Origin of the sequence: Mycolicibacterium tokaiense (genome assembly GCF_010725885.1) — a bacterium.
GTDB classification, from domain to species: Bacteria; Actinomycetota; Actinomycetes; order Mycobacteriales; family Mycobacteriaceae; genus Mycobacterium; species Mycobacterium tokaiense.
This window is the reverse complement of sequence record NZ_AP022600.1, coordinates 3,385,079-3,407,297: the sequence shown is the minus strand read 5'-3', so window position 1 is coordinate 3,407,297 and position 22,219 is coordinate 3,385,079. Positions and strand designations below refer to the sequence as shown.

The 22,219-nt window shown below is 68.5% G+C and carries 23 protein-coding genes; 10 read left to right on the top strand and 13 right to left on the bottom strand.

Annotated features, from left to right (window positions below):
- Positions 1–63: 63 nt before the first annotated feature.
- From groL to G6N58_RS16605, 12 genes are all read right to left on the bottom strand, one after another.
- Positions 64–1,689 (bottom strand): chaperonin GroEL, encoded by a 1,626-nt coding sequence (groL, locus tag G6N58_RS16660; RefSeq protein WP_115277975.1) that lies wholly within the window; start codon positions 1,687–1,689, stop codon positions 64–66.
- Positions 1,690–1,766: 77 nt separating this feature from the next.
- The gene (gene groES, locus G6N58_RS16655) at positions 1,767–2,069 is read right to left on the bottom strand and encodes a co-chaperone GroES (protein ID WP_068915716.1); all 303 of its coding nucleotides are present in this window, start codon (positions 2,067–2,069) and stop codon (positions 1,767–1,769) included.
- Between the two features lie 137 nt (positions 2,070–2,206).
- On the bottom strand, positions 2,207–2,647 hold the full coding sequence (locus tag G6N58_RS16650; protein ID WP_115277976.1) for a nuclear transport factor 2 family protein: 441 nt from the start codon (positions 2,645–2,647) through the stop codon (positions 2,207–2,209).
- Positions 2,644–3,669 carry a tRNA (adenosine(37)-N6)-threonylcarbamoyltransferase complex transferase subunit TsaD gene (tsaD, locus tag G6N58_RS16645; protein WP_115277977.1) on the bottom strand — a complete coding sequence of 342 codons (1,026 nt, stop codon included), beginning with the start codon at positions 3,667–3,669 and terminating at the stop codon, positions 2,644–2,646. Before tsaD ends, G6N58_RS16650 begins: the two co-directional genes overlap by 4 nt.
- Positions 3,666–4,139, bottom strand: coding sequence for a ribosomal protein S18-alanine N-acetyltransferase (rimI, locus tag G6N58_RS16640; RefSeq protein WP_068915713.1), 474 nt, complete (start codon positions 4,137–4,139; stop codon positions 3,666–3,668). The genes tsaD and rimI overlap by 4 nt, the downstream gene beginning before the upstream one ends.
- Positions 4,136–4,774, bottom strand: coding sequence for a tRNA (adenosine(37)-N6)-threonylcarbamoyltransferase complex dimerization subunit type 1 TsaB (tsaB, locus tag G6N58_RS16635; protein ID WP_115281468.1), 639 nt, complete (start codon positions 4,772–4,774; stop codon positions 4,136–4,138). The genes rimI and tsaB overlap by 4 nt, the downstream gene beginning before the upstream one ends.
- A complete protein-coding gene (gene tsaE / locus G6N58_RS16630) occupies positions 4,771–5,238 on the bottom strand; it encodes a tRNA (adenosine(37)-N6)-threonylcarbamoyltransferase complex ATPase subunit type 1 TsaE (RefSeq protein ID WP_068915712.1) in 468 nt (155 codons plus the stop codon). The genes tsaB and tsaE overlap by 4 nt, the downstream gene beginning before the upstream one ends.
- Entirely contained in the window at positions 5,231–6,340 is a 1,110-nt protein-coding gene (locus G6N58_RS16625) for an alpha/beta fold hydrolase (protein ID WP_232067891.1), read from the bottom strand. The genes tsaE and G6N58_RS16625 overlap by 8 nt, the downstream gene beginning before the upstream one ends.
- Positions 6,337–7,479 (bottom strand): alanine racemase, encoded by a 1,143-nt coding sequence (alr, locus tag G6N58_RS16620; protein ID WP_179968219.1) that lies wholly within the window; start codon positions 7,477–7,479, stop codon positions 6,337–6,339. Before alr ends, G6N58_RS16625 begins: the two co-directional genes overlap by 4 nt.
- Positions 7,480–7,502: 23 nt before the next feature.
- Positions 7,503–8,885 carry a glutamate decarboxylase gene (gad, locus tag G6N58_RS16615; protein WP_115277979.1) on the bottom strand — a complete coding sequence of 461 codons (1,383 nt, stop codon included), beginning with the start codon at positions 8,883–8,885 and terminating at the stop codon, positions 7,503–7,505.
- A gap of 10 nt (positions 8,886–8,895) precedes the next feature.
- Positions 8,896–10,308, bottom strand: a complete 1,413-nt coding sequence (locus G6N58_RS16610; protein ID WP_115277980.1) for an NAD(P)H-hydrate dehydratase — start codon at positions 10,306–10,308, stop codon at positions 8,896–8,898.
- Between the two features lie 5 nt (positions 10,309–10,313).
- Positions 10,314–11,222, bottom strand: a complete 909-nt coding sequence (locus tag G6N58_RS16605) for an alpha/beta fold hydrolase (protein WP_232067890.1) — start codon at positions 11,220–11,222, stop codon at positions 10,314–10,316.
- A gap of 43 nt (positions 11,223–11,265) precedes the next feature.
- On the opposite strand from G6N58_RS16605, the gene G6N58_RS16600 reads away from it, so the two are divergent.
- A complete protein-coding gene (locus G6N58_RS16600; RefSeq protein WP_115277981.1) occupies positions 11,266–11,658 on the top strand; it encodes a hypothetical protein in 393 nt (130 codons plus the stop codon).
- Here G6N58_RS16600 and glmS read toward each other — a convergent pair whose 3' ends face one another.
- The gene (gene glmS / locus G6N58_RS16595) at positions 11,659–13,524 is read right to left on the bottom strand and encodes a glutamine--fructose-6-phosphate transaminase (isomerizing) (RefSeq protein ID WP_115277982.1); all 1,866 of its coding nucleotides are present in this window, start codon (positions 13,522–13,524) and stop codon (positions 11,659–11,661) included.
- Between the two features lie 66 nt (positions 13,525–13,590).
- Here glmS and G6N58_RS16590 point away from each other — a divergent pair, with 66 nt between their 5' ends.
- The 9 genes from G6N58_RS16590 to G6N58_RS16550 all read left to right on the top strand — a co-directional run bounded on the left by G6N58_RS16590 (position 13,591) and on the right by G6N58_RS16550 (position 22,212).
- The gene (locus G6N58_RS16590; RefSeq protein WP_115277983.1) at positions 13,591–14,433 is read left to right on the top strand and encodes a dienelactone hydrolase family protein; all 843 of its coding nucleotides are present in this window, start codon (positions 13,591–13,593) and stop codon (positions 14,431–14,433) included.
- A 42-nt stretch (positions 14,434–14,475) separates the two neighbouring features.
- On the top strand, positions 14,476–15,516 hold the full coding sequence (locus G6N58_RS16585; protein WP_115277984.1) for an LLM class F420-dependent oxidoreductase: 1,041 nt from the start codon (positions 14,476–14,478) through the stop codon (positions 15,514–15,516).
- 154 nt (positions 15,517–15,670) lie between these two features.
- Positions 15,671–16,417 carry a GntR family transcriptional regulator gene (locus G6N58_RS16580; protein WP_115277985.1) on the top strand — a complete coding sequence of 249 codons (747 nt, stop codon included), beginning with the start codon at positions 15,671–15,673 and terminating at the stop codon, positions 16,415–16,417.
- Entirely contained in the window at positions 16,414–17,457 is a 1,044-nt protein-coding gene (locus G6N58_RS16575; RefSeq protein WP_068915702.1) for an ABC transporter substrate-binding protein, read from the top strand. The genes G6N58_RS16580 and G6N58_RS16575 overlap by 4 nt, the downstream gene beginning before the upstream one ends.
- Positions 17,454–18,290, top strand: coding sequence for an ABC transporter permease (locus G6N58_RS16570; RefSeq protein WP_083230597.1), 837 nt, complete (start codon positions 17,454–17,456; stop codon positions 18,288–18,290). The genes G6N58_RS16575 and G6N58_RS16570 overlap by 4 nt, the downstream gene beginning before the upstream one ends.
- A gap of 1 nt (position 18,291) precedes the next feature.
- The gene (locus G6N58_RS16565; RefSeq protein WP_115277986.1) at positions 18,292–19,128 is read left to right on the top strand and encodes an ABC transporter permease; all 837 of its coding nucleotides are present in this window, start codon (positions 18,292–18,294) and stop codon (positions 19,126–19,128) included.
- Between the two features lie 28 nt (positions 19,129–19,156).
- A complete protein-coding gene (locus tag G6N58_RS16560) occupies positions 19,157–19,924 on the top strand; it encodes an ABC transporter ATP-binding protein (RefSeq protein WP_068915700.1) in 768 nt (255 codons plus the stop codon).
- A 31-nt stretch (positions 19,925–19,955) separates the two neighbouring features.
- Entirely contained in the window at positions 19,956–21,485 is a 1,530-nt protein-coding gene (locus G6N58_RS16555; RefSeq protein ID WP_163908210.1) for an aldehyde dehydrogenase, read from the top strand.
- A gap of 1 nt (position 21,486) precedes the next feature.
- The gene (locus G6N58_RS16550; RefSeq protein WP_232067889.1) at positions 21,487–22,212 is read left to right on the top strand and encodes an enoyl-CoA hydratase/isomerase family protein; all 726 of its coding nucleotides are present in this window, start codon (positions 21,487–21,489) and stop codon (positions 22,210–22,212) included.
- The last annotated feature ends 7 nt before the right edge of the window (positions 22,213–22,219 follow it).

Here is a 22,219-nt window from a genome sequence, read left to right as displayed (position 1 = left end):
GCCACCACAGACGACAACACCCCCGGCCCACTCGGACCGGGGGTGTTGTGCGTGGAACTGTTCCTAGTGGGTGTGGCCGTGATGGCCGTGCCCGTGCCCGTCATCCTCGACCGGGGCCGGCTTCTCGACGACAGCCGTCTCCGTGGTCAGAATCATGCGGGCCACCGACGCGGCGTTGAGCACCGCGGAACGGGTCACCTTCACCGGGTCGATGACACCCTCGGCCACCAGGTCGCCGTAGGTCAGGGTGGCGGCGTTGAAGCCGTGGTTGACCTCGGCACCCTCCACCTTGCTGACCACCACGGCGCCGTCGAGACCGGCGTTGGTGGCGATCCAGAACAGCGGCGCCGACAACGCACTGCTGAACACGTCGACACCCAGGGCCTCGTCGCCGGACAGCGACGACTTCAGGCTCTCGAGCGCCTTGCGAGCCTGCACCAATGCGGAGCCGCCGCCGGCGACGATGCCCTCCTCGACCGCAGCCTTGGCCGCTGCCACCGCGTCCTCGACGCGGTGCTTGCGCTCCTTGAGCGCGGTCTCGGTGGCAGCGCCGACCTTGATGACGGCCACGCCGCCGGCCAGCTTGGCCAGCCGCTCTTCCAGCTTCTCGCGGTCCCAGTCGGAATCGGTGTTCTCGATCTCCGAGCGCAGTTGCGCCACCCGGCCGGTCAGGGCCTCCTTGGTGCCGCCACCGTCGACGATCACGGTGTCGTCCTTGCTGACCACGACGCGGCGGGCGCTGCCCAGCACGTCGAGACCCGCTTCACGCAGTACCAGGCCCACATCGGGGTTGACCACCTGTGCGCCGGTGACGATGGCGAGGTCCTCCAGGAACGCCTTGCGGCGGTCGCCGAAGAACGGCGCCTTGACGGCCACGGCCTTGAGCGTCTTGCGGATGGCGTTGACCACCAGGGTGGACAGCGCCTCCCCTTCGACGTCCTCGGCGACGATCAGCAGCGGCTTGCCGGATTCGGCGACCTTCTCCAGCAACGGCAGCAGGTCGGGAAGCGAGCTGATCTTGTCGCGGTGCAGCAGCACCAGCGCGTCTTCCAGGACGGCTTCCTGGGAGTCGAAGTCGGTGACGAAGTACGCCGACAGGAAACCCTTGTCGAAGCCGACGCCCTCGGTGACCTCGAGCTCGGTGTGCAGGGTCGAGGACTCCTCGACGCTGACCACACCGTCGCTGCCGACCTTGGTCATGGCTTCGCCGACCAGCTCGCCCACTTCCTCGTCGCGCGAGGAGACGGTGGCGACCTGGGCGATGGAGGTCTTGCCCGACACCGGGGTGGCCGCGGCCAGCAGGGCCTCGGACACCGCGTCGGCGGCCTTGCCGATTCCCGAACCGAGGGCGATCGGGTTGGCACCGGCGGCGACGTTGCGCAGACCGGCCTTGACGATGGCCTGTGCCAACACCGTGGCGGTGGTGGTGCCGTCGCCGGCGACGTCGTTGGTCTTGGTGGCCACCGACTTGACCAGCTGGGCACCCAGGTTCTCGAACGGGTCCTCCAGGTCGATCTCACGGGCGATGGTGACACCATCGTTGGTCACGACGGGTCCGCCGAACGCCTTGGCCAGGACGACGTGGCGACCACGCGGGCCCAGGGTCACCTTGACCGCGTCGGCGAGCTTGTCGACGCCGGTCTCCATGGCGCGACGGGCAGTTTCGTTGAATTCGATCTGCTTACTCATGTTTGTCCTTTTACGCGTGCCGCCCCGGACATCACCGCACGCAGCGTGCGGGATCTCCGGGGCGGATCACATTCGCTTTACTTGGAGACGACAGCCAGCACGTCGCGGGCCGACAGGATCAGGTATTCCTCGCCGCCGTACTTGATCTCGGTGCCGCCGTACTTGCTGTAGATAACGACGTCGCCTTCCGACACGTCCAGGGGAATCCGCTTCTCGCCATCCTCATCCCAGCGGCCGGGGCCAACTGCGACGACGGTGCCTTCCTGCGGCTTCTCCTTGGCGGTGTCGGGGATGACCAGACCGGACGCGGTGGTGGTCTCGGCCTCGTTGGCCTGAACGAGGATCTTGTCCTCGAGTGGCTTGATGTTGACGCTCGCCACGATGGAGCCCCTTCACTCAGTTGATACGAACTTTCAGGTTGTCGGCATCCGGTCACACCCTCGCGCCGTCGTCGCGGGTGCCGACACAGGGAGTGTCCGCCTGCCGCCTAGCACTCTATACACGAGAGTGCTAGCGCTCAAGGCTTGGGTGTGCGCATCTGGATGAACAGGTGGTCGGACACATCCCCCACCATCTCGACATCCACGGTGCGTTCGGTGAAGTACCAGCCCTGGCCGTCGTGGGCGAAGGTGTCTGCGTAGCGGCCCACCACGATGGGCGCCAGAGCCACGGTGTCGGTCTGTTGCACCACGCAGAACACCGAGCGCGCCCGCGCCGTGCCAGAGTCGACCTCGATGATCGGGTTGAGCACCAGATGCCGGGTGCGCGGGGTGTTGCCATGGTCGGGATGGCGGCGGGTGGTGTTCGCGAAGAGCGTAGCGATGGTCTCGGCACCGGCCACGCCCATGAAGCTGCCGCGGCCCAGCAGCCGTCCCACCCCATCGAAGTCGCCGGCGTCGATCAGCTCGGCATAGCGATAGAGCAGCTCGGCGATCTCGAGCTTGTCGAGCGCGCTCACGCCACCTGGCCCCGCACCACCGGCAACCCCGGATCGCTGGCCACGGTCAGCGGCGAGGGCGCAGCGCCGGCCGCCAGCAGGTGCGCGGCGAAGGACGCGATCATGGCTCCGTTGTCGGTGCACAGTCGCAGCCGGGGTACCCGCAGCGTCAGACCGGCTGCAGCGCAGCGTTCTTCGGCGAGCTCCCGCAGCCGGGAGTTGGCGGCCACCCCTCCGGCGATCAGCAACGTGGACACTCCGAGGTCGGTGGCGGCGCGCACGGCTTTCATGGTGAGCACATCAGCGACGGCCTCCTGGAAGCCCGCCGCCACATCGGCGGTGTCGGCGTCGGGATGGGACTCGACATAGCGGGCGACGGCGGTCTTGAGGCCGGAGAAGCTGAAGGCGTGCCGCTCGTCCTGCTGTCGGGTCATGCCACGCGGAAACACGATGGCGTCGCGGTTGCCGGTGCGGGCCAGGTCGTCGAGAACCTTGCCGCCCGGATAACCCAGCCCCAACAGCCGGGCCACCTTGTCGTAGGCCTCACCCGCCGCGTCATCGACTGTGGTGCCGAGTTCTTCGATGGGCTCGCCGAGTGAGCGCACATGCAACAGGTGGGTGTGCCCGCCGGAGACCAGCAGCCCGACACTCTCGGGAAGCGGGCCGTGCTCGAAGACATCAGCGGCCAGATGCCCGCCCAGGTGGTTGACGCCGTAGAACGGCACCGCCCAGGCGGCGGCGTAGGCCTTGGCGGCGGCCACCCCGACCAGTAGCGCACCGGCCAGCCCCGGACCGATGGTGGCGGCCACCACGTCGGGTTGTGTGATGCCTGCGGTGGCCAACGCGCGGCGCATGGTCGGCCCCAGGGCTTCGAGGTGGGCGCGGGAGGCGATCTCGGGGACCACGCCGCCGAAGCGGGCGTGCTCGTCGACGCTGGAGGCCACCTCGTCGGCCAGCAGGGTCATCGTGCCGTCGTCCTCGAGCCGGGCGATGCCCACTCCCGTTTCGTCACAGGAGCTTTCGATTGCCAGGATGACCGTCATCGTGCCTCCTCCACCGGTTCGCGGCGCATGGTGTAGGCATCGGCACCGCTGCCCTGGTAGTACTTCTTGCGCAACCCGATGGTCGCGAAACCCGTCGACTCGTACATGGTGATGGCAGGGGTGTTGTCGGTACGCACCTCCAGGAACACCGCTGCCCGGTCGCTGTCGGCGCGGGTCAGCAATGCCGACAGCAGCCCGCGGCCGATGCCGCGGCCCTGGTAGTCGGGATCGACGCCGATGGTGTGGATCTCGTACTCGAACGGCGCCTCGTTGCCCAGCTTGGCGATGCCGGCGTAGCCGACCAGCCGGGCGTCTGCCCGGGCCGCCACGTAGAACGTGTGCGCCGAGGCCAATTCGTGCAGGAACGCCCGCGCCGGCCACGGGTCGTCGCCGGGGAACAGGATCTCCTCCAGCTCTCCGCACCGCCGGGCGTCGGCGCGGGTGAGCGCGTCGATCACCACCGTGTTCATCGGGCCACGCCTCGCTCGACCAGCGTTTTGGCGTCCGGCCTGCGCAGGTACAGCGGCACCAGCGGGGGCGGTTCGGACTCCCAATCCGCCACGGCAGCAACCAGTCTCGCCGGTTCAGGATAGGTGGGTCCCAGCACCGGCAGATCGAAGAGGACCACCTGGTCGGGAGAGCCGGCGACCGCGGTCATCTCATCGAGTGGCACCTGCTCGACCGCGCTGACGGCGGGACCGTCCACCCGCACCCCGTCCCGATAGCGGGCCCAGTAGACCTCTCTGCGGCGGGCGTCGGTCACCACCAGGGTGCCGCCGGCGGTGTGGCCGCCGATGCCGTCGAGGCTGCACACCCCGAACACCGGGATGTCGAGGGCGTGGCCGTAGGCCGCGGCGGTGGCCATCCCCACCCGCAGACCGGTGAACGGCCCCGGCCCGGTGCCCACCACCACTGCGTCCAGGTCCGCCATGCCCAATCCGCTCTCGGCCAGGGCAGCAAGCACATTGGGGGTCAGGGTCTCCGCGTGCGCCCGCGGGTCGACGGTGATGCTGACGGCCAGCGTGGCCAGCGGGTCACCGAGGGACACCACTGCCGCAGTGACGGCCGCGGTGGCGGTGTCGATGACGAGCACGGTCCTGGTCATGCCACACTCCACTGCCATACCGCGGTCCGGGTCTCGGAATCCGACAGTCGCTCCAAGCGGACGTCGAGGTGCCGGTCGGACAGTCGCTCGGCCAGCCCCTCACCCCACTCGACCACCACCACGGCATCGTCGAGGTCGGTGTCGAGGTCCAGCGAATCCAGTTCGGCCAACAGGTCGGCCGCGCCGTGGTCCAGCAGCCGGTAGACGTCGACGTGTACCAGGGCGGGGGCGTCTGCCCGGCGCGCGCGATGCAACCGGGCCAGCACGAACGTCGGCGAGGTGATGGGACCGTCGACGTCCAGCGCCTCGGCGATACCCTTGGTGAGCAACGTCTTTCCCGCTCCCAGCGGACCCGAGAGCACCACCACGTCCCCGGCGCGCAGCTCGGCGCCCAGCCGGCGGCCCAGTGCCAGGGTCTCTTCCGGGGTGGCGAGTTCGGCGGTTCCTGCGTGTGTGTCAGCCACGGGATCGGGTCCGTTCCCTGATGCGGCGCGTCAACGCCACCAGCTTGCTCGGGCTCGCCCGGTCCACCAATCGCACCAGCGCGTCGTCGATGGGATCGGGCTGCTCCATCTGCACCAGATGCCCGGCCCCGCCGAGAATCAGCAGCTCGGCCTTGGGTAGCTCGGCGGCCATTTCCTCGGAGTGCTCGGCGGTGGTCAGCACGTCCTTGGAACCGCACGCGATCAGGGTGGGGATCTTCGCCAGTACCGGCAGGGCCGCGCTCTCGTCGTGGGTGCCCAGGGCGTGCAGGAAACCGACCATGGTCTCCACCGGGGTGTCGTGGATCATCTCCTCGGAGTACTTGGCCACCGCGGGGCTGACCTGCTCGTCGCCGAAAGACGCCGCCTGCAACACCGGCGCCAGGATCCACCGCACCGCGCCGCGGCCCCGGTGCACCGTCTTCGGAGCGTAGCGCGTCGCGAAGCGGGCCGCCTCCAGCGCGGGGTTCTGCAGGATCTCCCCCAAGGGGGACCGGGAAAGCCCTTCTGCCGCAGACGAGATGATGGCCGCACCGACGATGTGGCTGCCGTAGCGCCGCGGGAACTGCCGGGCGTGGGACAGCACGGTCATGCCGCCCATCGAATGCCCGATCAACACCACCGATCCCCTGGGTGCCATGGTGGTCAACACCAGTTCCAGGTCCTGGCCCAGCTGTTCGACGGTATAGGTGTCCGGGGCGGCGGCGCCGGAGCGGCCGTGCCCGCGCTGGTCGTAGAAGATCATGCGAACCTGCTCGCCCCACATGGCGCTGAGCTCGCGGCGCTGAAAGTGGAACGCGCCCATGTTCATACAGAATCCATGGGCGAACACCACCGTCACCGGCGCGTCCTCGGGACCCGATTCGCGCACCACCAGATCCACCCCGTCGGGCGTGGTCAGCACGCCGCCGCGGTCGGTTTCCAGCAGCGCGAAATCCTCCGCCGCCCAGGGATCGTCGGGAACCGAGCGGCGCGTCATGGACCTGGCCACCGAAGCGCCCGCCACCGCGGCCACCGCGCCCAGGCCGGTGGCACCGGCCAGCCAACGACCCCACCGGGGCCCGCGCTGCAGGGGTTCGGTCACTGCGGGCCTCCCCGGTAGCTGCGGACCACCCGGGCCCGCGGGCTGGTGGCGACCTCGTAGTTGATGGTGCCGAGCAGTTGCGCCCAGTCCTGGGCGGTCTGCTCACCGAAAGCGCCGGGCCCGAACAGGATTGCCTCGTCTCCGGCGGCCACGTCGTGGTGACCGATGTCCACCACGAACTGATCCATGCACACCCGGCCCACGCTGCGGTGCCGCACGCCGTTGATCAGGACTTCCATCTGCCCGCCCAGCGCCCGGAAGATGCCGTCGGCGTATCCCAGCGGAATCACCGCGACTCCGGTGTCCCGGTCGGCCACCCAGGTGTGGCCGTAGGACACGCCGTCACCGGCGCGCAGTGACTTCACCAGCATCACAGGGGCTTTCAGCGTCATCGCGGGGATCAGACCGAAGTCACCCCGGCTCGGTATGGGGCTCAGCCCGTACACGGCGATGCCCGGGCGCACCATGTCGAACGCCAGGTCGGGACGCGTCACGGTGGCCGGCGAATTGGCCAGGTGCGCCACCTCGAAGTGCAGTCCGTGGGCACGCGCGTACTCGCACATCTGCACGAACCGCTGCCGTTGCGTGTCGTTGACCGAGCTCTGCGGCTCGTCTCCGCACGCCAGGTGACTCATGATCCCGCGCAGCCGGATGGCGTCCTCGGCGACCGCGCGACGCAGCGCCGCCACCATGTCAGGGAACGCCGCGGCGGGCACTCCGTTGCGGTTGAGACCGGTGTCGACCTTGACGGTGACGATGGCCGTGGTGCCGGTGCGGCGAACGCCCTCGAGCACCCCGTCCAGTTGTTCTGCCGACGACACCGCCAGCTGGACGTCGGCGGCGATCGCCGGGGCGAAGTCCGTGCCGGGCGGATGCAGCCAGGACAGCACCGGCGCGGTGATCCCGGCACCGCGCAGCGCCAGTGCCTCACCGACGGTGGTGACACCCAGTTCCGCGGCACCGGCGGCCAGCGCGGCCCGGCCGACCTGCGCCGCGCCGTGGCCGTAGCCGTCGGCTTTGACCACCGCCATCACCGCCGCCGAGCCGGCATGCTCGATCAGCACCCGCACGTTGTGGGCGATCGCGTCCAGGTCGATCTGAGCAGTCGGGGCGCTCACGGGGGTCTCGGTTGTCTTCACCGCCGTCGATTGTCCCAGACGGGTCAGTGGGCGAAGTGCTGCACATCGTCGAAGGTGCCCTGCGGCTTGAGCTTGTCCAGCTTGCCGAGCACCTCGATCATGTCGTCCTTGAGTGCCCGCGCCAGGTCGGTGGAGAACCCCTCACGCACCACCACCCGCAGCACCGCGACGTCCTGCGCCCCCTCGGGCATCGTGTACGCGGGCACCTGCCAGCCGTAGCTGCGCAGGCCGGCGGACACGTCGAACTCGGTGTAGCCGGGGTCGCCGGACAGCCGGAACGCCACCACCGGGATGGCCGAGCCGTCGGAGATCACCTCGAAGTGCTCGCTTTTGTCCAGCTCGTCGGCCAGCCAGCGCGCGGTGCTGGACAGACACGTCATCACCTGGCCGTATCCAGCGCGACCGAAGCGCAGAAAGTTGTAGTACTGGCCCACCACCTGGTTGCCGGGACGGGAGAAGTTCAACGTGAACGTGGGCATGTCCCCGCCCAGGTAATTCACCCGGAACACCAGGTCCTCGGGCAGGCAGTCGGCGTTGCGCCACACCACGAAGCCGATGCCGGGGTAGGTCAGGCCGTATTTGTGGCCGCTGACGTTGATGGACGCCACCCGCGGCAAGCGGAAGTCCCACTCGATGTCCGGGTGCAGGAACGGCACCACAAAACCGCCGCTGGCGGCGTCGACGTGCACGGGGATGTCGAGGCCCTTCTCATCCGCCAGCTGGTCCAGGGCCGCGCAGATCTGTGCGACGGGCTCCAGTTCACCGGTGTAGGTGGTGCCCAGGATGGCGACGACTCCGATGGTGTCCTCGTCGACGTGTTCGAGCACCTGCTCCGGGGTGATGACGTAGCGCCCCTCCTCCATGGGCAGGTAGCGCGGCTCGACCTCGAAGTAGCGGCAGAACTTCTCCCACACCACCTGCACGTTCGAACCCATCACCAGGTTCGGCGTGCGCGTGCGCCAGTTCGTGCCGACGCGCTCCTTCCAGCGCCACTTCAGCGCCAGTCCGCCGAGCATGACCGCTTCACTGGAGCCGACGGTGGACACACCGATGGCGCTGGAGGGGTCGTCGTCGCGCAGGTTCTCGGCGTGGAAGAGGTCGGCGACCATGCAGACGCAGCGCTGCTCGATGGCGGCGGTGGCCGGGTACTCGTCCTTGTCGATCATGTTCTTGTCGAACGTCTCGGCCATCAGCTTCTCGGCCTCCGGGTCCATCCACGTCGTCACGAACGTGGCCAGGTTGAGCCGGGAGCTGCCGTCGAGCATCAGCTCGTCGTGGATGAAGCGGTAGGCCGCAGTGGGGTCCATCGGCTCGTCGGGCAGCCGGAGCGACGGGATCGGCGCGGTGAACATCCGCCCGGTGTAGGCCGGGGTGATCGAGGACGACGCGCGATTGATGTGCGGCATGGTTCCCTTCCTAGAGGCTGGCGATCGAGCGGCGGAGATGAGCGAGGATGCCCGACGCCGAGGTCGGGGCCGGGGCGGGTCCGGGGTCGGCGGCGGCCAGGCCGGCGGCCCGGGCGTGCACGAATGCCGCCGCGGCGGCCGCCTCGCCCGGCGCCAGCCCGGCGGCCAGCAGGGGGCCGATCACCCCGGACAGCAGGTCACCGGAACCGGCGGTGGCTGCCCAGGACTGACCGGCCGGGTTGAGGAACACCCGCCCCGCGGGTTCGGCGATGACGGTGACGTTGCCCTTGAGCAGCACGGTGACGCCCAGCTGCTCGGCCAGCCGCCGGGCGGCGCCCACCCGGTCGTCACCCGGGGCGCGCCCGGCCAGCCTGCGGTACTCCCCCGCGTGCGGGGTCAGCACCGTGGGGGCGGTGCGGCCCGCCACCAGCTCGGGGTGGGCCGAGAGGATGGTCAGTGCGTCGGCGTCGGCGATCACCGGCAGGTCGGTGTCGAGTGCGAACATCAGAGCCCGTGCACCGGCCTCGTCGGTGCCCAGACCGGGGCCCGCCACCCACGCCTGGACTCGACCCGCGGAGGCCAGGTCCGTGGTGGCGATGACCTCCGGCCAGTGGGAGACCACCTCGGCCGCGGCGGTGCCGGCGTAGCGGACCATGCCCGCCGTGGCGGCCACGGCGGCCCCGGTACACAGGATTGCCGCACCGGGGTAGGTGGCCGAGCCGGCCAGGATCCCGGTCACACCCTGGGTGTACTTGTCGTCGTCGCGCCCGGGGATGGGCCACCGTTCCCGGACGTCGGGGGCATCGAACCCGTACAGGTCGGTTTCGGGCAGGTCCAACCCGATGTCGACAAGCTCCACCCGTCCGCAGTCGGCCAGCGCGTGCACGGGCTTGAGCCCGCCGAAGGTGACGGTGAGCGCCGCGTGCACGTGGGATCCCGGGGTGGCGCCGGTGTGGACGTCGATCCCGCTGGGGATGTCAACGGCCACCACGGGCGCGTCGGTGGCGGCGAAGACGGCCGCCGCGTGGTCGCGTAGCGGCCCGGACCCGGAGATGCCGACCACGCCGTCGATCACCAGATCTGTTGCCGGTGAAATTGATTCGACGACACGGCCGCCCGCAGCGCGGAATGCCCGCAACCCCGCGGCGTGGGCCCGGTCGGGATTGAGCAGCACCGCCTCGGCCGCGACCCCGCGGCGGCGCAGCAGAGTCGCGGCCCACAACGCATCACCCCCGTTGTCCCCGGAGCCGACGACGGCACTGACGCTGCGGCCCGAAACGGCACCGGTCCGCATCCGGAGTTCCCGCGCGATCGCAGTGGCCAGGCCGTGGGCGGCGCGGCGCATCAGCACTCCGTCGGGCAGTGCGGCCAGCAACGGCGCCTCGGCGGCGCGGATCGCCTCGGCGGTGTAGTAGTGACGCATCGGCCTCAGGCTACGTGGTCGGCGCCGCCGGTGTCCCAGAACCGCCGGGCACGCGCGGCGATCTCGTCGGGGTACTCACCGTTGATCGCGTGCGAGGCCTCCGGCCAGACTTCGATCTGTGCCTGCGGCAACAGCTTCCGCGCATGTTGCGCCGCCCGGTCGGCCCGCACCACCACACTGCGCCCACCCAGCAACCCCAGGACCGGCAGCTGCAGACCCTGCAGCTGCGCGTCGGTGAACCTGACCGGCGCCGGCAGCCGCAGCACGAAGTCGGTGGTGCCTGCGCTGATCAACTCCGCTACCGGTGCGGCCGCGCCCACATCGGAGCCGCCGGCGATCCAGCTCAGCAGCCGTCGTCTGATCCATTGCGGCACAACGGGGATCACCATGGGGATCGAGGCCGCCAGCATGGGCAGCGGGATGCGGTCGAAGGTCATGGCCGGGTCCAGCAGGGTCAGCGAGGCCACCGGCCCACGGCAGCGCACAGCGTAGTTGACCGCAGCCCACCCGCCGATGGAGATGCCGCACAGGTGCAGCCGCGGCAGCTGCAGACCGGTGATGGCCTGATGCAGCCAGCGCGCCTGATCGGCGCTGTCGGTGATGGGCGCGGTCTGCACCGACAGGCCCGGTTCACCGAGCAGGTCCAGGCAGTAGACGTCACGCTGGGGCAGCAGCGCCGCAACGTTGGTGCCGTACACCGGAGTGGGGCCGTTGCGTCCGGGCAACAGCAGCACCGGGGTGCCGGAGCCCCCGGCGAAGCGGTAGCAGCGCACGGTGCCGAACGCCGTCGGGAGGTCCCTGATGCCGGCTGCCGGCGGCATGGCCGCACAGCACGAGCGGTAATGGTCGAGGAAGTCAGCGAACGCCGCGGCACTGCGGAAGTGCCCGATCCGGTTGTCGACGGCGATCCGCACGTCGGGAACGGTGAGGTCGATGGCACGAGTTTAGACTCGCGGCATGGTCTACGGGATGCCCCCAGCACCGCCTGCCCCGCGCAAGCCGCCGATTTCCGGTGTGGATCTGGGGGTTTCGATCACCGCGATCATCCTGACGGTGGCGTTCGGCGCGTTCGCGACCTTCATCGGGGTGTTCATGCTGGCGTTCCTCGACACCTGCCCGCCCGCGACGTGCAGCGTGCAGGGCGCCATCGGGTCGGTCAGCGGCACCCTGCTGATCACCGGCGTCACCGGCGTCATCGGCATCACCTTCACCGTGCTGGCGCTGCTGCGACGAGCGCTGGCCTGGCCGATCGCGGTGGGGACGTTCGTGGCGTGTGTGGTGATCTGTGTGGTCGGCATCAACGTCTTCGGCATCGCCATCGGCGCCGAAGACGGGTGGCTGCTGGGCTAGCTATTCGACGGTGACGGACTTGGCCAGGTTGCGCGGTTTGTCCACGTCGTAACCACGCGCCTGGGCCACCGCCGCGGCGAACACCTGAAGCGGGATGGTCGACAGCAGCGGCTGCAAAAGTGTTGACACCGCCGGGATCTCGATCAGGTGGTCGGCGTAGGGCCGCACCGTCTCATCACCCTCCTCGGCGATCACGATGGTCAGCGCGCCGCGGGCCTGGATCTCGCGGATGTTGCTGAGCAGCTTGGAGTGCAGCATCGCCGCGCCCTTGGGGGACGGCATCACCACGATCACCGGCAGGTCGTCTTCGATCAGCGCGATGGGCCCGTGCTTGAGCTCCCCGGCGGCGAAGCCCTCGGCGTGCATGTAGGCCAGTTCCTTGAGCTTCAACGCGCCCTCGAGCGCCACCGGGTAGCCCACGTGACGGCCCAGGAACAGCACCGTCGACTTCTGCGCGAACCGGCGCGCGATGTCAGTGACCGATCCCATCCGCGTCAAGACCTCGGACACCAGGTCCGGCATGGCTTCGAGTTCCTTGTACTCGCGCAGCACCTCGTCGGGGTACTTGGTGCCGCGGGCCTGCGCCAGGGCCAGGCCGACGAGGTAGTTGGCCGCGACCTGCGCCAGGAACGTCTTGGTGGACGCCACGCCGACCTCGGGCCCGGCGCGGGTGTAGAGCACCGCGTCGCATTCCCGCGGAATCTGGCTGCCGTTGGTGTTGCAGACGGCCAGCACCTTCGCCTTCTGCTCCTTGGCGTGGCGCACCGCCTCCAGCGTGTCGGCGGTCTCGCCGGACTGGCTGATGGCGATCACCAGGGTGCTGCGGTCCAGCACCGGGTCGCGGTAGCGGAACTCGCTGGCGAGTTCCACCTCCACGGGCAGGCGGGTCCAGTGCTCGATGGCGTACTTGGCCAGCAACCCCGAGTGATACGCCGTGCCGCAGGCGACGATGAAGACCTTGTCGATCTCGCGCAGTTCCTGATCGGACAGGCGCTGCTCGTCGAGCACGATGCGGTTGTCGACAAAGTGTCCCAGCAGGGTGTCGGCCACCGCGGCGGGCTGCTCGGCGATCTCTTTGAGCATGAAGTACTCGTAGCCGCCCTTCTCGGCGGCCGAGAGGTCCCAGTCGATGTGAAAAGGCCGGTAGTCCACGGCGGCGTCACCGCGGAAGTCGGTGATGGCGTAGCTGTCGGCGGTGATCACCACGGCCTGGTCCTGACCGAGCTCCACAGCCTCGCGGGTGTAGGAGATGAAGGCCGCGACGTCGGAGCCGACGAACATCTCCCCCTCGCCGATGCCCACCACCAGCGGGGTCGACCGGCGCGCGGCGATGATGGTGCCGGGCTGGTCGGCGTTGGCGAAGACCAGGGTGAAGTGACCTTCCAGCCGCGGCAGCACGGAGTAGACGGACTGCACGAAGTCTCCGGCGGTGGCCCCGTCGTGGTAGGCGCGGGACACCAGATGCACGGCGACCTCGGTGTCGGTGTCGCTGGCGAACTCGACGCCGGCGTTCTCGAGTTCCTGGCGCAGCAGCGCGTAGTTCTCGATGATGCCGTTGTGGACCACGGCGATCTTGCCCGCGGCATCGCGGTGCGGGTGGGCGTTGCGGTCGGTGGGTCTGCCGTGGGTGGCCCAGCGGGTGTGGCCGACGCCGGTGCTGCCCTGCAGCGCAGCGGCATCGGTTTCGGCGAGCGCGGCCTCGAGGTTGGCCAACCGGCCGGCGCGCCGACGGATTGTCATTCCACCCCGGCCGTCCAGCAGCGCCACGCCCGCGGAGTCGTAACCGCGGTACTCCATCCTGCCGAGCGCGTCGACGACGACCTCGCGAGCATCACGCGTGCCCACGTATCCGACGATTCCGCACATGGGGTACCAGGGTAGTGCAGCCGCCCTTGTCCCCTGTTCCGGAAACGCCCGCTATAGGGTCTAGGGGTGGCCAGTACGAAGAAGCTCTTCGCCAAACTTCGCCGACGTGGACCGCACCGTGTTCTGCGCGGTGACCTGGCCTTTGCCGGTCTGCCGGGGGTGGTCTACACACCGGAGTCCGGCACCAATCTGCCCGGTGTGGCGTTCGCGCACGATTGGCTCACACCCGCGCACAGCTACGCCGGCACGCTGGAACACCTGGCGTCGTGGGGCATCGTGGCGGCGGCCCCGGACACCGAGAAGGGGCTGGCGCCGTCGGCGCTGAACCTGGCCTTCGACCTGGGCACGACCCTGGACATCATCTCGGGTGTGCGGCTGGGCCCGGGCCAGATCAGCGTGCACCCCGGGAAGCTGGGGGTGGCGGGCCACGGTTTCGGCGGCTCGGCGGCGGTGTTCGCCGCCGCGGGCGCCCCCACACGGGTGAAGGCCGTCGGTGCGCTGTTCCCGTCCTCCACCTCTCCGCGGGCCGAAGAGGCCGCCGCCGGACTGGCTGCCCGCGGCCTCATCCTGACCGCCCCCGGCGACCCGATGACCCTGCGGTCGAATGCCGTCGAGTTGGCCCGGGCGTGGAACGCCGGGACGTTACGCCTGGTCAACGGCGGCAAGGCGGGCGGACTCGTGGAGGGACGACGGCTGGCGCGCGCGGTCGGCCTGCCCGGCGCCGACACGAGCACCCAGAAGATCGTCCGCGCGCTGCTGACCGGCTTTCTGCTCGCCGAGCTGGCAGGAAACAAGGACTATCAGGACTTCGGAGACCCCGAGGCGCCGTTGCCGAAGACCGAACTGGGCGATCCGAATGAGGATCCGGTGGACCTGGAGAACAAGGTGGTCTCGCTGCTCAAGCCGTGAGGCAACGGATGCCAACCAACTGGTTGGGTGTATAACTCGTTCATGCGCACTGGCATCTTTCTGAGCTACTCGGGCGGCTTCCGCGAGGCCGCCGAGCAGGTGGTCGAATTCGAGAAGCTCGGCGTCGACATCGCCTTGGTCGCCGAGGCCTACTCCTACGACGCCATCAGCCAGCTCGGCTATCTGGCGGCCAAGACCTCGACGATCGAGCTCGGCAGCGGCGTGGTGCCGATCTACACCCGCACCCCCACTCTGCTGGCGATGACAGCCGCCGGCCTGGACTACGTTTCCGACGGCCGGTTCCGCCTCGGCATCGGCACCTCCGGGCCGCAGGTGATGGAGGGCTTCCACGGTGTGCCCTTCGACGCGCCGATGGGCCGCACCCGCGAGGTGGTGGAGATCTGCCGACAGGTGTGGCGCCGCGAGAAGGTGAACTACGCAGGAAAGCACTACCAGGTGCCCTTGCCCGCCGACCGGGGCACCGGCCTGGGCAAGCCGCTGCGGTTGATCAATCACCCTCTGCGCGAGAGCATTCCGATCACCATCGCCGCGCTGGGGCCGAAGAACGTGGAGCTGACCGCCGAGATCGCCGACGGCTGGCAGCCGGTGTTCTTCCTGCCCGAGAAGGCCGACGACGTGTGGGGCGAGTCGCTGCGCGCCGGTGCGGCCAAGCGGGATGCCGCACTGGGCCCGCTGGATGTGATGGTCTCGGCCAGCCTGGCGATCGGCGACAATGTTGAAGAGCGATTGGCCTGGGCCAAGCCACAATTGGCGCTCTACATCGGCGGGATGGGAGCCCGCGGCCAGAATTTCTACCACAAGCTGGCCACCCGCTACGGCTACGGCGCCGAGGCCGACCACATCCAGGACCTCTTCCTGGCCGGCCGCAAGGAGGAAGCCATCAATGCGGTGCCAGATGAGTTGGTGCGCAACGTCTCTCTGGTGGGACCCGCTTCCTTTGTCAAGGAGCGCCTGGCAGCCTTCGCCGACGCGGGCGTGACCACCATGCTGGTGCACCCGCTGGCCACCGATGAGCGCGAGGGCGTCGGCTTCGTCGAACAGTTGGTCAACCTCACCTCCTGATCCGCCCTCCTCGATCGGCCCCGGCGCCCGCGCCGGGGCCGACGTCGTCGACAGACCTCTCAATGGTGACGTCGATCTCACATTCTCGTGGACGTGATTGACAGCACATCCGCGGCTGTATACATTTCTAGTGAAACGTCGACATGGAGATGAAATGGCATACGAAAGCGCTGCAAACAGGATCGCCGGGCAACTGCGCACCGAGATCCTGCACGGCGAGATCGCTCCCGGCTCGCGGCTGTCGCAGCTGAGCATCGCCGAGCGGTTCGGGGTCAGCCGCATTCCCGTGCGGGACGCGATCCAGCTGCTGTCCAGCGAGGGCCTGCTGCACCCCACCACCAAGGCCACCGCGATCGTCACCGGCATGTCGGTCCCAGAACTACAGGAGCTCTACGAACTGCGTGAGGCGATCGAGCCGATGGCCACCCAGATCGCGGTGCCGAACGTCGGGCGGGCCGACATCATGTTGATGCGCAAGCAGATGTCGTTGATGGAATCCAGCAACGAAGCGCCGATCTGGTTGTCTGCCAACGCCGAATTCCATGCAGCCGTGTACAAGCGGGCCAGTCGCCCCCGGATGATCGAACTCGTCGAACAGCTGCGTCGCCTCACCGATCGCTACATGTACATGCACCTGGAGGTGATCGGCCGGACCGAGCACCTGCACGCCGAACACCTCGGCATCCTGCAGGCGGTGGAGAGCGGCGACGCCGCCCTGGCTGCGCGGCTGACCCGCGAGCACCTGGCCACCTCGCACGACTTCATCCTGTCGTACCTGCTCGAAAACCCGACTGCCACCGGAGCCGATGACGTCATCAGCTTCCACGACGGCAGTCACTCAGAACCCGCACCCGCGGCAAGGAAGCTGCGGGGCGCTCAAGTGAAGGGAACACAATCGTGAACGGTCTGGGACGCCGACTGACGGCGGTACTGATAGCCGCCACGACCACGGTCGCCATGTCCGGGTGTGTCTCGCGGCCCGACTCGGGTGAAGCCAGCGGTGACGGCGGCACCATCCGCTTCACCTTTGCACCCGATCCGGTCTGGGACTACATCACCGATCAGGGCATCCTCGCCGAGATGGAGCAGGAGTCGGGCATCAAGATCGACGCCTCCTCCACCTGGGACGAATTCGGCGTGTTCGCCGGCGGTCACGCCGACATCGTGTCCTCGGCCTCCTACGAGGTGCCGGTGATCGAGAAGGAAACCGGGCGCGACACCATCGTCATCGGCAAGTACAACATGGACCGCAGCGTCATCATCGCCCGCGCCGACAATCCCGCCACCACCCTGGCCGATCTCAAGGGCCAGGACATCTCGGCCTTCACCGCGGTCTCGGCCACACTGGTCTGGGGCGCCTACGCCAAAAAGCTGCACGACGTCGACTTCCGTTCCGGCGGAGGCGATTACAACATCATCGTCTCCGATCCCCAGCAGCAGGCCGACCTGGTGGAAAAGGGCGAAGTGGCGGCGTGTGTCTGCCTGCCCGAGTTCGCCGCACCCGGTCTGCGCAGCGGTGAGCTCAAGGTGCTCTACGACGGCAAGGCCTCCTCGGACATGTACTCCGAACTGGTGGTGCAAGGTCACGAGGGCCCGATGATCAACGTGTTCCTGGCCGGCTCCGAATGGGCCGAGCAGAACCCGGAGCAGGTCGAGTTCTTCCTCGACGTCTGGCAGCGTGGCCTGTCCGAATGGGAAGCCAACAACGCCAGCATCATCGAGACCTACCCGCAGCACTTCGCAGTCGAAGCGCCCGAGGACATTGCCTTCGTGCAGAACTACGTCGACGACCACGACTGGTTCGTCCGCGACATCCGCTTCGACCAGAGCTGGGCCGACAACGAATCCCAGGTGTTCCCCCTGCTCAAGGAAACCGGCTTCATGGAGCAGGACCAGGCACTGCCGAAGTTCCGGCCGTCTGAATCCGGCGGCGCATCGTGACCGTCACCGCCAACACGGCCGCCGAGGCACCCGGCACCGCCCCCAACAAGGGGGCGGTGCCCGCCCGCCGGAGTTCCGGTGTGGCCCGGCGGATCGGGCTCGCCTTCGTCGGTTACGCAGTGCTGCTGGCGGTGTGGTCGTTGTGCTCGCTGGTCTTCTTCACCGAGTACGTGCTCCCCGCGCCCTGGACAGTCGCCGCCGAGATGTGGCATCTGGCCGCCGACGGCACCGCCTTCGTCCAATTCGGTTCCAGCATCGTCAAGATCGCACTCGGGTTCGCCATCGGCACCGTCATCGGCGTGCCCCTGGGCCTGCTGATGGGCCGGGTGCGCTACCAGAAATACTTCTGGCAGCAGCCCATGCTGGTGCTCGGGAATGTGCCGGGCCTGGCGTTCGCGGTGTTCGCCCTGATCCTCTTCGGCATCGGCGCGGTGGGTCCCATCGTGGTGGTGGCTTTCGTGGCCCTGCCCTACGTCGCCCTCAACGTCGCCCAGGGCGTCGAAGAGGTGGACCGCCGGCTGGTGGACATGAGCGCCGTCTACGGCCAGGGCCGTGGCGAGATCGTCAAGTCGGTGTACCTGCCGTCGGTGATGCCGTTCCTGTTCGCCGCCCTGCGTTACGGCTTCGCCATGGCCTGGAAGGTGGAGGCGCTGACCGAGGTCTTCGGCGGCCGCAGCGGCATCGGGTTCATGATCCGCCAGTCCTACCAAGAGTTTTCGGTTGCCGGCGTGCTGGCCTGGACCGGGTTCTTCGTGATCTTCATCCTGTTGATCGAGCGAGTGTTCCTGGCCGGCCTGGAGCGACGGTTCTTCGCATGGAGAGGGGGCCGCTGACATGAGCGCACCCGTGACAGACCGTCCCACCACGGCCCGCCGCTCGGCGGCACCGGGCTGGCTCACCGGCCCGTTCGGCGCCAGCGTCGCCGCGGCCGCCGTGTTCCTGGTGTTCTGGCAGCTGGTCGGCATGGTCAGCGACCGCATTCCCGGACCGGCCCCCGTGGTCGAGGCGGCGATGAGCGAGATCGAGCGCGGCGAGTTCTTCTTCAACTTCATCGTCAGCATGCAGCGATTTGCCATCGGCATGGTGATCTCCATCGTGCTCGGCATCGCCATCGGTATCGCGATCGGCTACTTCCGCACGTTCGACAACCTGTTCGGCGACGTCAACCTGGTGGGCCTGGCCATCCCGGCGGTGATCTGGGCGCTGTTGTGTGCCATGTGGTTCGGCTTTGCCGACACCGCACCCATCGTCACCGTGATCCTGTCCGCCGTGCCCTTCGTGGTGGTCAACGTCGCCGCCGGGGCCCGGTCCATTCCCCCTGCGCTGCTGGACATGTCGCAGTCCTACGATGTGCCGGCGTCCCGGCGGCTACGCCACGCCGTCCTGCCGGCCGTTACCGGCTACGTCGTCGCGGGCATCCGCTTCGGTGTCATGTCCGGCTGGAACGGTCTGCTGCTCTCGGAGTGGTTCGGCTCCGCCGACGGCGTGGGACACCGGGCCCGCTACTGGTATGACGCCAACCAGCTGCCCGGCTTCGTCGCCTGGATCGCCTTCTTCATCCTGTTCATGGTGATCACCGACCGGGTGCTGCTCGAGCGCCTCTCGCGGCGCGCATTCCGTTGGCGTGACGGCGAATCCACGCCCGGAGAACCCACCGCGGCCGCCGCGTAACCACACCTCATTCCTGCAAGGAGACCTCATGGCCAACGTCACCGTCACCAACCTGCTCAAGGTGTTCGGCACCCCCACCGGACCGCAGACCGTCATCGACCATCTGAACTTCGAGATCGCGGATCAGTCCTTCGTGTCCCTGGTCGGGCCGTCCGGTTGCGGAAAGACCACGCTGCTCAACATCATCGCCGGCATCGAGCCCGCCAGCTCGGGCACTGTCACGATCGGAGCACCCGGTCAGCAGGCCAAGCTGGCCTACGTCTTCCAGGAGCCGCGGCTGCTGCCCTGGCGATCGATCTTCGACAACCTGATGTACGTCCAGAAGGTGCGCGACGACGCTGCCAAGGAACGTGTGCACCAGGCGCTCACGCGCGTCGGCCTCGGGCACGCCGAGAAGAAGTGGCCGGGGCAGCTCTCCGGCGGTCAGCAGCAACGGGTCGGCATCGCCCGCGCGCTGTCCATCGAGCCCGACGTGCTGCTGATGGACGAGCCGTTCAGCCACCTCGACGCGATCACTGCCCGCGGCCTGCGCGAGCACCTGCAGGAGCTGTGGGCGCAGACCCGCAAGACGGTCGTCTTCGTCACCCACGACGTCAAGGAAGCCGCCGAACTGTCCGACCGCATCCTGATGCTCGCCCCCGGCGGGACCATCCACGAGGACATCCCCGTAGACCTGCCCCGTCCGCGCAAGGCCTCCAATGAGGAAGTGGCCGTGCTGGAATCGTCGATCCTGCGCCGGTTCGAAGACCTCGAAGCCAGCTCACGCCAGCGCGCCGCAACCCCTGCCACTGCCTGAACTCCCGGCCGAAACCAGAGAGAACAACTCCATGTCTGAACTCGCTATGAGCTCGATCGCCACCCAGAACGACGATCAGGTGCACGGGCTGCTGATCGACGGGGAACACCGCGCAGGCCGCGGTGATGTCCTCGAGTTGGTCAACCCCGCCACGGCTCAGGTGTTCGCGCGGTGTCACAGCGCCAGCATCGAAGACACCGATGACGCCGTGCGCTCGGCGCGGCAGGCTTTCGACTCCGGGGTGTGGGCGCAGATGCCTATCCACCAGCGCTCGCGGATCCTCAACCGCTTCGGCGATCTGCTCGAACGCGACATGCACAAGCTCTACCGCCTGGAGACCGTCAACAACGGCAGACCGATCACCGAGACCAAGGCGCAGATCACCCGGCTGCCGGAGTGGTACCGCTACAACGCCGCGCTGCTGCTGGCCGGCCGCGACTCGGTGGTCCCGATGTCGGGGCAGTACCACTCCTACACCTCGCGGTTCCCCCTCGGTGTGGTGGCCACCCTGTCCTCGTTCAACCACCCCCTGATGATTGCCTCCAAGAGCGTGGCGCCGGCGTTGGCGACCGGTAACAGTGTGGTGCTCAAGCCGTCTGAGCAGACCCCGCTGACCGCTCTGCTGATCGGTGAGTTGGCGCTGGAGGCCGGCATCCCGCCTGGGGTGTTCAACGTCATCCCCGGTCTGGGTCCGGTGACCGGCGCGGGCCTGTCGGAGCATCCCCTGGTGGACAAGGTGGTGTTCACCGGTGGTACGGAGGTGGGCCGGATCATCTCGGTGGCCACGGCGTCGCGATTTGCGAAGTCGACGGTGGAATTGGGCGGCAAGACCCCGGTGCTGGTGTTCGACGATGTGCCGGTCGAGGTGTCCTCCCGCGGGGCCGCGTTCGGCGGGTTCGTCGGCGCCGGGCAGACCTGCATCGCCGGCACCCGGATCCTGGTGCAGGACACCGTGTACGACGATTTCGTGGCCGCCCTGGTCGCCCAGGCCGAACGGATCCGGATCGGCGACCCCAGCCAGGCCGCCACTCAACTGGGCCCGGTGATCTCTGAGCGGGCCCGCCAACGCATCCTCAACTACGTCGACATCGGGGTCTCCGAAGGCGCCACGCTGGCCACCGGCGGCGAGCCCGTCACCGTGGCAGGCCTCGACGGATACTTCATCGCCCCCACCGTGTTGTCGAACGTCACCAACCAGATGCGGGTGGCCCGCGAGGAGATCTTCGGCCCCGTCCTGGTGGTCATCCCGTTCACCGACGAGGCCGACGCCATCAGCATCGCCAACGACTCCCCCTATGGCCTCGGATCCTCGATCTGGACCCGCGACGTCGCGCGCGCGCACCGGGTGGCTTCCAAGCTCGAACAGGGCATCGTCTGGGTCAACGACCACCACCGCCTCGATCCTTGCTCCCCCTGGGGCGGGGTGCGCGAAAGCGGCCACGGCCGCGAAGGCGGCACCGAATCCTTCGACGACTTCACCCACGTCCGGGCGGTCACGGTGCGCACCGCACCCGATGACGTGGACTGGTATGGCGGCATCGCACTGGAAAGGCTGAACTGAGATGACCATGACCCACTCCACCGTCGCCGGTCTCGACTTCCACCGCGACGGCGCAGTTCTCACTGTTAGGTTGGACAGCGCCGACGGCAACCTCATGACGATGGACATGTGCGACGCCCTGGCGGCGGTACTGACCGATCCCCCGGAGGGGGTGCACGTCCTGGTGCTGTCCGGGGCTGGCGAGCAGTTCTGCATGGGCCGCGAGCGCACCGCTGCCACCCCGGATGATCTGCCGAACGAGGTCCGCAGGCTGGTCGCGGTCAACGAGGCGCTGGCGTCCACCCCGCTGGTGACCGTGGCGCGCGTGCACGGTGACGCGGCCGGGTTCGGTGTGGGGTTGGCAGCGCTGTGTGATGTGGCCGTCGCGACCCGCGCAGCGAAGCTGAGCTTCCCCGAGGTCCGGATCAATCTGGCTCCGGCGCTGGTGCTGGCGTGGCTGCCGCACATGGTCGGCCGACGGGCTGCCTTCTGGCTGGCCGCCAGTGGCGCACCGGTGTCCGGTGACGAGGCGGTGCGCATCGGGTTGCTGAACGAGGTGGTTGATGACGCCGATGCGCTCGATGCTGCCGTGACCGGCAAGGTCGAGGCGCTGCTGGCTGCTCAGCCGCGGGTGCACACCGACATTCGGACGATGCTGCGTTCGGTGCAGTCGCTGTCCGAGGGACAGCGCAACGAGCTGGCCAGCGACCGCTTGGTTTTGGGGTCGCTGCGCAGGCTGCATAGCTGAGTCGCTA